This is a genomic window from Mycobacterium sp., from assembly GCF_036490025.1.
Lineage (GTDB): Bacteria > Actinomycetota > Actinomycetes > Mycobacteriales > Mycobacteriaceae > Mycobacterium.
The window spans coordinates 1-7,967 of the sequence record NZ_DASXEP010000008.1 but is presented as its reverse complement, the minus strand read 5'-3'; the positions used below and the strand labels follow the sequence as shown (position 1 = coordinate 7,967).

Here is a 7,967-nt window from a genome sequence, read left to right as displayed (position 1 = left end):
TCGGTGCGAAGGGCTCTGACGGATTGGGAGTCGTTCGCCTCGAACAACGGCGTGATGATGAACGATCAGATGAACCGGGTGCTGCGCGGCAACACGCTGTGCAGCGACGGCGCTGAGCATGACGCGCTGCGCAACGTGCTGCTGCGTCCGCTGACCCCCAGAGCACTGCGACCGGTCAAAGAGCAGATCGGCGCCGAAGCGGAGACGTTGGTGGAGAAGCTGAGCACCGCAGGCACGTTCGACGCCGCCACCGATCTGGCGAACCACCTGCCGGTAACAGTGGTGTCTAAGCTGATCGGACTGCCCGAAACAGGTCGAGAACGCATGCTCGTCTGGGCTCAGGAGATGTTCAACTGCTTCGGACCGCTCAACGACAGAACTATCGCGTCCTTCCCGGTTTTGCAGGAGATGATGAATTACGCCACTTACGAAGCGGTGCCAGGAAAGCTTAAGCCCGGCAGTTGGGCTGAAGGCATCCACGCCGCGATAGCACGCGGCGAGGTCCCCGCCCAGTCGTGTCCCGCCATGATGGTCGACTACCTCGGACCCAGTCTGGACACCACGATCTTCGCGATCAGCACCGCGGTGTGGCTGTTCGCGAATAACCCTGACCAGTGGGATCTGGTACGCGAAGACCCGCTGCTGATGCCCAGCGCGGTCAACGAAGTGCTGCGCTACGACTCACCAATCCAGGGCTTCTCCCGCTACATCGCCTCCGATGTGAACCTCGACGGTGCGGTAATGCCCGCCGGTTCGCGCGCCATCGTTTTCTACGGGGCTGCCAACCGCGATGAGCGCAAGTACCCCGACCCCGATCGCTTCGACATCCGTCGACGGCCGGGCGATCAACTCGGTTTCGGTTTCGGTCGGCACGCCTGTGTCGGGATGAATCTCGCCCGCATTGAAATGCTTGCGTTGTTCAACGCGCTGGCTAAACGAATTCGCCGCTTCACGATCCTCGAGGAAGAACCGGTCCTGAATAACGTTCTGCGCGGTTTCAAGACGCTACGAGTCTCGGTTAGCTGACCTGATGAACGTGACCTGGCGATACCCAGGGACATGATGAGTTTGCTGGTAGGAGCGGCGTATTGTCATGTCGCAAGCCGCTTTACACCGACCCCGGAAGACCACGCGGTATCGACAAGTGAATCCATTTGCATGGCAATGGGTTTCGCTCTGTAGGTTTGCCGGAGAGCCTGTCTGCGGGGCCGCTCTTGGCTGAAGCACTTCATCGGACGGGACATTCAACCTAGGGTGCCGGATTGTCGCGGCGGTACGCGTGATGTGGCCACAAGGGCTGCGTTTGGTGGGTAGGGCGTAGTCCTTCGCACACATAGCGTCGTGTGGGTGGACGCGCAGATGTACGACTTTGTCGTGGTGGGTGGCGGTAGCGGGGGTTGTGTGGTCGCCTCGCGGCTGACCCAGGACCAACACGTCAGCGTCCTGGTGTTGGAAGCCGGTGATGCGCATGGTCCGGACGCGATGCGTGTGCCAGCCCTATGGCCAACACTGATCGGCACCCCGGTCGACTGGGGTTCGCAAACCGTTCCCCAGAAGGGCCTCAACGGGGCTGTGCTGGCCTATCCGCGCGGGCGTGTGCTGGGCGGCTCGAGCAGCATCAACGCGATGGCGTTCCTACGGGCCCACCCGTCGAGCTACAACAGCTGGGCCAGCGAGGGCGCTGATGGCTGGCACTACGACGCGCTGCTGCCTTACTTTCAACGCAGCGAATGCGCGATCGGCTCCGACCTGCGCTGGCGCGGCACCGATGGGCCGATGAGGCCAACGCCGATGTCTAATCTGCACCCCGCCGCCGAGGCGTTCCTTGAGGCCTGCGAAGAGCTGGGGTACCCGATCTCGAACGACCTCAATGGCGCTGAGCCTGAAGGCGTCTCGCCCTACGAGCTCAGTGCGGTCGACGGCGTACGCCAGTCGGTGGCCGATGCGTATCTACGGCCCGTACTTAATCGCCCGAACCTGACGGTGAGGACCAACGCCGTAGTCACGCAGTTGTTGTTTACCGGCCTGCGCTGCACCGGCGTTGCATATCGCGATAACGGCAACTATCCGCACATCGTCCGGGCAGAGCGCGAAGTGATCGTGTGCGCTGGTGCGATCGGGACGCCCCAGCTGCTGCAACTGTCCGGCATCGGTCCCGCCGACCACCTACGCGCACAAGACATCCCAGTCATCTTCGACCGCATCGGCGTTGGGGCGAACCTGTCCGACCACCCGTTAGGCGTACTGACTTATTCGGCCGCTCAACCGATGCCCGCCGGGGTGAACAACCATTTCGACGTCCTGGCTGCGCTGCGCGCCGATCCGGCCTCAGAGTTCCCCGACTCCCATATCCTGTTCTGCGATATTCCGCTGTTTCCCCGCGGCATTGACGGTCCTGCCGAACCTGGCTACACAATCGAATTCAGCATGCTTCGGCCGCACAGCCGCGGCTCAGTACGACTCGCCTCAAAGGATCCCACTGCGGCACCACTGATCGACCCAGCCTTCCTCACCGACGAGCGCGACGTCACCGGAATGCTCAATGCGATGCGGCTCGCCCGGCAACTGGGTCAGACCAGATCACTGGCGGAGTGGCGTAACAAGGAGCTTCTGCCCGGTCCGGATGTATCCACCGACGCCGAGCTGCGCGCTTATCTGCGCCGCAGCCTCGGTACCTACTGGCATCCCGCCGGTACCTGCGCCATGGGCTCCACACCCGACGCCGTGGTCGACCTTGATCTCAGGGTGCACGGGGTTGAAGGACTCCGAGTGGCCGACGCATCAGTCATGCCCTCGATACCGGGTGCGAACCTCAACGCCACCGTGTTGGCAATCGCTGAGCGTGCCGCGGAGATCATCCACCCAAGTTCCGTCACAGCCGGGCGAGCAGGCATCAGCCAAATAGCCCCGCGAAGGGGGCGTCATTGATCTGTGCGCGTCCGCATGCTGCGCCGTCAGTGTCCGAAGACTGGAAGCGGCCACGATGCGGGATGAACCATTTTTGTTGGCACGCCGGTGATTAGACGGAGGAGCGCTATGACAAAGATCGGCGACCACGCGGTGGTTTTGGGAGCAAGTATCGGTGGGTTACTGGCCGCGCGTGTGCTCGCCGATTTCTATCGGACCGTCACCGTGGTCGAGCGCGACGTGTTGCCCGATACCCCTTCAAACCGGAAGGGCGTGCCGCAAGGTCGGCATGGACATGTGCTGCTGCGGCATGGTTCACAAATCTTTTCAGAGTTGTTTCCGGGTTTGCTTGATCAACTGGTTGCAGATGGAGTGCCGGTGTGGAACGACGGCGACTTATCGAAGCTTGACGTGTCGTTCCATGGGCACCAGATCGTCCGCTCTGGACGCTTCGTCGATCTCTCGTCAACAACGTTTTATAGTCCGAGTCGCCCGCTTCTGGAATTCCATGTCCGGCAACGGGTCCTGGGCATCGCGAACGTGACGATGCTGGAACGCCACGATGTTCTGGAACTCGCGTGCACGCCGGGACGGGATCGCATCACCGGCGTCCAGATAGCCAACCGCGACAATGGTACAGCCGAGCTACTCGATGCCGATCTGGTCGTTGATGCAATGGGTCGCGGCTCTCGGATGCCCGCATTCCTCGAACGTCTGGGTTACGAGCGACCCAGCGAAGACGAGCTCGTCATCCGACTGACGTACAGCAGTCAGCCGTTCCGCCTGCCACCGGGCACGTTGAAAGAAAAGGTCTACGTTTACAACTTTGTTCCGGGCCGGCCAAAAGCGGTTTTACTATTCGGCTACGAAAACGACAACTGGCTGCTCACTGTCCAAGGAATGATGGGGCAGGAGACGCCGTCCGATCGCGCCGAAATGCTCGATTTTGTAGCCGACGTTGCCCCAGCCCACGTGCTGGAGGTTGTGAAGGCCGCTGAACCCACCGGAGAGGTTGCGCGACATCGCACCCAATCCAATCGATGGCGACGCTACGACAAACTGCATCGGCTGCCGACCGGCTTACTGGTCGTCGGCGACGCTATCTGCAGCTTCAACCCCATCTACGGACAAGGGATGACGGTTGCGGCCATGGACGCGCTTGTTATGCGCGACTGTCTGCGCGACGGCGGACCTGACCTCTCACGCCAATTCTTTGCCTCGGCGGCCAAAGGAATTGGTGTTGCCTGGCAGATGGCCATCGGCTCCGACCTGGCGCTGCCGGAAGTCGAGGCATCACGTCCGATATCGGTGCGTCTATCAAATATCTACAACGACTTGGTTCTATCCGCCGCAGAGTCTGATCTCCATGTCGCTGAACAGTTTTGGAAGGTGCTCAATCTCGTCGAGCGTCCCAGCCACCTACTCCGCCCCTCAGTCATGGCGCGCGTCGTCGTCACCTGTCTCCGCCGGTTGGCGGTGGGAGTGCGCAGCCCGGCGGGCAAAAATCAAGCCCGACAACAGGAACGAGCTTTACGCAATGACGTCCCGCCCGGACTGCCACCGAGATCAGTTCCCGGGGTTGGCCAGAATCTTTGACCACCTAATGTGCTGGCTCAACAGTCCGATTTGTGACCGCGCGCCCAGTCCATCAGGTAAGTCATCGTTACCGCCGGCCTCGAGCAACAACACACTGACGGCCGGGCCCGCGGTGAGCCGACGGGCAACTACGCAGCCCGAATTCAGGTGTCGTTACTTCACACATGGGTTGAGGCACAAATCAGCGACGGCATGACGGCGATCGCTTGCGCGGCAACGGCTTCATCCCGCAAGCGTCCGGCAAGGATGTCCAGGTCGGTCAGTTCATCCGGGATCAGCCCCAGACGTTCAGCCAACGGAAAAACCGAGCGCCATGTCTCTACCAGGTAAGCCAAGATGTCAGGGTCGTCGGCCACGCCCAGCGGTGCGCCCAGCGCCAGTCGCGGGGGGCCCAAACCCGCGCGCCCAAACAGCGTGTGGAGTTTGGCTCCGAACGCCGGATCTAAGCCGGCACCCTGGAACGCCTTTGCGGCAGTATCTTTCAGCGCGCGATATAACGGCAAGTCCGGCACACTGTAGAACCCGGTTGTGTCAAATTCGCAGAAAGCGACAAGGCCACCGGGGCGCACCATCTCCGCCAGATGGCGAAGCGCTGAGACGGGGTCGGGCAGATGCATGAGGATCAATCGACCGATCACGGCATCGACGGGTTCTTCGATGCGCAGATTGCCGATAACGGTTGGCTCGAAGCGCACGGTGTCCAGCCCGTGTTCCGCGGCACGGATCCTAGCGAGTTCAACGACGTCGGGCTCCACGTCCACACCCAGCACACTCCCCCGCGGCCCCACCAGCCTCGCGGCGACAAACGAGACGTCACCGGGTCCGCAGCCCACGTCCAGCACCCGCATCCCGGGCTGCAGGCCCGCCAAGCGCAGGGCGTGTTCGGTGAATTCGTCGTACAGACGGGCTTGCAATATCAGCCGTCGAATCTCGGTGTCGACATGACCGAGTACATAGGTGCTCTCACCAACTGATGTCTGATTGATGCTCATGGCTCGAACCTCGCAGAACCGGGCCATGCCGCCTACCCACTGTGCGCAACACTCTGGCCACTGCGCGCAGTTATAAATCTGCGGTGGCAGTAGCCAGACCGGGGCGGAGTAATCTCGGCGGTGGCATCAGCTACGTGTGGGAGGCGACCACCGTGTGATGCCGCGAAAGGCGGGAAGGGCTGACCGAGCAATGGACCGATGGGCAGCTAACGTTCTGGATACCTGTACATGGATGACGGCGAATACGCTCGACGACTTCGCCGTTCTGTGCTGCCACGAGCCGCACCTCGAGCTGTTGAGTGACCCAAGTTCATTTTCGCTCGCCCAGCGGGCGGGTCGTCTCGGTCCGATCACCTTCTGTGAATTCGTCGCCAGCTCCGACGTGTCAATGGATTCCGGCGAGCAATGCAGCGGGTATCGCTTGAACGTGGTGCGATCTGGCCACCTAGACTCGATCCACCGAGGCTCTTCGCTGCGCGCCGGTCCCGGAGCTGTAGCCGTGTATCAACCGGAGGGTCACGCCGCAGCGCGCTGGGCAGCCGGCAGCCGCATGCTGGCCGTAAAGATCGACCGTCACGCTGTCGATGATGCGCTTAGCGACGCCCTCGGCCGGCAGCTGGTCTCCCAACCCGACTTCACACCCGTGATGCCGACCCACGCGGCGCTAACCCGAAACTGGATCAACATGCTGCTGATGTTCAAGGATCAGCTCTTCCGGTCCGGCAGTCTGCTCCATCAACCGCTGGTCGGAATGCCGTTCGTTGACAGCCTGGTGCGCGGATTCTTAATCGCAGCCGAGCATTCCCAACGCAGCGCCATAGGGGCAGACCCATACCGTGCTCCGCCCAGCGCCATCCGCGCCGCGATCGACATCATCGAAGAGGAGGCACACCTTCCGACGGCGGTGTCATCCCTTGCGGCACGTACCCACGTCAGTGTCCGCTCACTGCAGGAGGGCTTTCGCAGCCACCTGGGTATTTCGCCGATGGCCTATCTGCGTGAGGTCCGACTTCGCCGGGCCCACCAGACGCTGCTGGAGTCGGACCTATCGGAGGTGACAGTGGCCGCGGTTGCGTCCCGTTGGGGCTTTACCAACCTCGGGCGGTTTGCTGCCACACACGCAGAGCGGTATGGCGAGACGCCTTCTGAGACTCTGCGCCGCAACGCATTTCGGCACAGCGTGACGCCATCAACGAGCATCGCTCGCAGGGCGTCAACTTACGGCATTCCAACCAGCGGTTGATGGAGCAGGCTACCGGGGGCGCCGAGTGTCCGACCGGATGAGGTCTGCTGCCCGTTCGGCGATTGCCAGAATGGCCGCGTTGGGGGGCGCGGACACTAAAGAGGGCAGCACCGATGCGTCGACCACACGTAGGTGGTCGATTCCGTGTACACGCAGTTCTGGGTCTACAACCCCGAAGGCGTCGGCGCCGATGCGGCACGTGCCGGCCAGATGAAAAAAGCTGCCCGTGGTGCGCCGGATGAACGCGCGGCAATCAACGTTGCTGGCCACTTTCGCGCCCGGAAGACGCTCGGCACCGCGCCAAGGTTGCAACGCGCCGGTGTGGGCGATGTCGCGCGCCCTCTGTAGTCCGACGACCATGCGGTCGACATCGTCTTGTTCCGTGAGGTATGCCGGGTCGATCAATACGTTGTCGAACGGATCCGAGCTACGCAGGCGTACCGACCCTCGGCTCGTCGGACGCGCCAGTGCAAACAGTATGGAAAAGCCGGGACCGGAGCCCTGCCAACGCGGCTCAACGGCAGCTTCGGCGAAGCTGATATATATGTCGGGTTCAGCGTGCTGATCACTGCGGGCCAGCAGATACGCCTGGCGGGACGGGGTTGAGCCGGCGCTTTGCCTCGTCCGGTAGGACACCCAGGCAAGGGGATGGTCGTGCAGATTCTCGCCGACGCCGGGAAGGTCGGCGAGCACCGCGATGTTCTGTTCGCGCAGCTGTGCAGCGGGTCCGATCCCGGACAACATGAGGATTTTCGGCGAGCCGATCGCGCCCGCACACACGATCACCTCTCGCTCCGCATAAACGGTGTGCGTGTACTTACCTTTCGAGTACTGAGCGCCGCGGCACCGCGAACTGTCCATCACCAGTTTCCGAACGTATGCATCGGTCGCCACCGTGAGATTGGGCCGGGTGAGCACAGGTCGCAGATACGCGTCGGCTGCACTCTGCCGTTTGTTCTCGACCACATTCTGTTCCAGCCATGACACGCCCTCGGCCGGCAGCCCGTTGCCATCTTCGATCTCGGGGTATCCCGCCTCGACGACACCTCGGTATAGCGCTTCCGCAAGAGGACTGGCCGCCGGGAGACGGTTTACTCGCATCGGACCGGCTGTTCCTCGAACGCTCGGGTCTCGACCGTCTGTCTGCTCGCTGCGCTTCAAATAGGGCAGCGTCGTCTCGTAATTCCAGCCAGTGGCGCCTTGTTCGGCCCAGGCGTCGTAGCTCGAAG

6 protein-coding genes are annotated in these 7,967 nt (G+C 62.2%); 4 read left to right on the top strand and 2 right to left on the bottom strand.

Going from position 1 to position 7,967, the window contains the following annotated elements; translation table 11 throughout:
- The 3 genes from VGG53_RS00840 to VGG53_RS00830 all read left to right on the top strand — a co-directional run.
- The coding region (locus VGG53_RS00840; protein WP_331516057.1) for a cytochrome P450 at positions 1-1,026 on the top strand (1,026 nt) is incomplete at its 5' end.
- A gap of 321 nt (positions 1,027-1,347) precedes the next feature.
- Entirely contained in the window at positions 1,348-2,928 is a 1,581-nt protein-coding gene (locus VGG53_RS00835; RefSeq protein ID WP_331516056.1) for a GMC family oxidoreductase, read from the top strand.
- Between the two features lie 108 nt (positions 2,929-3,036).
- Positions 3,037-4,503 carry a 2-polyprenyl-6-methoxyphenol hydroxylase-like oxidoreductase gene (locus VGG53_RS00830; RefSeq protein ID WP_331516055.1) on the top strand — a complete coding sequence of 489 codons (1,467 nt, stop codon included), beginning with the start codon at positions 3,037-3,039 and terminating at the stop codon, positions 4,501-4,503.
- 158 nt (positions 4,504-4,661) lie between these two features.
- On the opposite strand, the gene VGG53_RS00825 is transcribed toward VGG53_RS00830, so the two are convergent.
- Positions 4,662-5,495, bottom strand: a complete 834-nt coding sequence (locus VGG53_RS00825) for a methyltransferase domain-containing protein (protein ID WP_331516054.1) — start codon at positions 5,493-5,495, stop codon at positions 4,662-4,664.
- A gap of 190 nt (positions 5,496-5,685) precedes the next feature.
- Between VGG53_RS00825 and VGG53_RS00820 the strand changes: the two genes are divergently transcribed.
- Positions 5,686-6,738 carry a helix-turn-helix transcriptional regulator gene (locus VGG53_RS00820; RefSeq protein WP_331516052.1) on the top strand — a complete coding sequence of 351 codons (1,053 nt, stop codon included), beginning with the start codon at positions 5,686-5,688 and terminating at the stop codon, positions 6,736-6,738.
- Between the two features lie 9 nt (positions 6,739-6,747).
- Here VGG53_RS00820 and VGG53_RS00815 read toward each other — a convergent pair.
- The coding region (locus VGG53_RS00815; RefSeq protein WP_331516051.1) for a GMC family oxidoreductase at positions 6,748-7,967 on the bottom strand (1,220 nt) is incomplete at its 5' end.